The sequence below is a fragment of the Micromonospora endophytica genome (assembly GCF_003236305.1).
GTDB lineage: Bacteria > Actinomycetota > Actinomycetes > Mycobacteriales > Micromonosporaceae > Micromonospora > Micromonospora endophytica.
The window spans coordinates 1-974 of record NZ_POTX01000490.1; the positions used below are offsets into that span (position 1 = coordinate 1).

At 70.2% G+C, this 974-nt stretch carries 1 protein-coding gene and 1 pseudogene; both read left to right on the plus strand.

Annotated features, from left to right (window positions below; all coding sequences use genetic code 11):
* Nucleotides 1–99: pseudogene (locus C1I93_RS30700) on the plus strand (aminoacyl-tRNA hydrolase); the annotation flags it as partial.
* Nucleotides 100–198: 99 nt separating this feature from the next.
* Nucleotides 199–974: SGNH/GDSL hydrolase family protein (locus tag C1I93_RS30705; protein ID WP_111246712.1), on the plus strand; the 776-nt coding region annotated here is incomplete at its 3' end.

A 974-nucleotide genomic window follows, 5' to 3' on the forward strand; every position in this document is an offset into this window, starting at 1 on the left:
CGCCCGACCCGCCCGTCCCGGGGGGCCAAGGAGCGCCGGTTGGCCGACAAGAAGCGCCAGTCACAGCGCAAGCGTGACCGCCGGGTGGACGGCGACTAGCCGCAGTCATTGATGAACTGCGATTAACCTGATTGAATGCCGGCGGGAGCGCCAGGGCCGTCACACCGCAACCCCGACTGTGACAGGAGTTCCTCCACCATGCTCCGAAGGTCTCTGCGCACCGCCGCCACCTCCGCACTCATGGCCGCCGTCCTCGCCTGGTCAGCGGCAGCCGTCCCGTTCACCACTGCCGCCTCCGCCGCCCGGCCCGGGCTCGCCGCCGCGCCGGCACCACTGGCGGACCCGGTACGGGTCATGCCGCTCGGCGACTCGATCACCGGCTCCCCGGGCTGTTGGCGGGCCCTGCTCTGGAACCGGCTCCAGTCGGCCGGGCACACGAACGTCGACTTCGTCGGCACCCTCGGCCCACAGGGCTGCGGCCAGCCGTACGACGGCGACAACGAGGGACACGGCGGGTACCTGGTCACCAACGTGGCCAACCAGAATCTGCTACCGGGCTGGCTGTCGGCGACCCGGCCGGACATCGTGCTCATGCATTTCGGCACCAACGACGTGTGGAGCAACATCGCCCCCGCCACGATCCTGGCCGCCTACAGCAGGCTGGTGGACCAGATGCGGGCGAGCAACCCCGCCATGCGCGTACTGGTCGCGAAGATCATCCCGATGGCACCCACCAGTTGTCCGGAGTGCGGCCAGCGGGTGGTCGCCCTCAACGACGCCATCGACGGCTGGGCGGCGGGCAAGACCACCGCGCAGTCGCCGATCGTCGTGGTCGACCAGTGGACCGGTTTCCGCACCGCCGCCGACACCTACGACGGGGTGCATCCCAATGCCGCAGGCGACCAGAAGATGTCCGACCGCTGGTATCCGGCGCTGGTGGCCGCCCTGACCGGTGTCCCGACGACCCCCACACC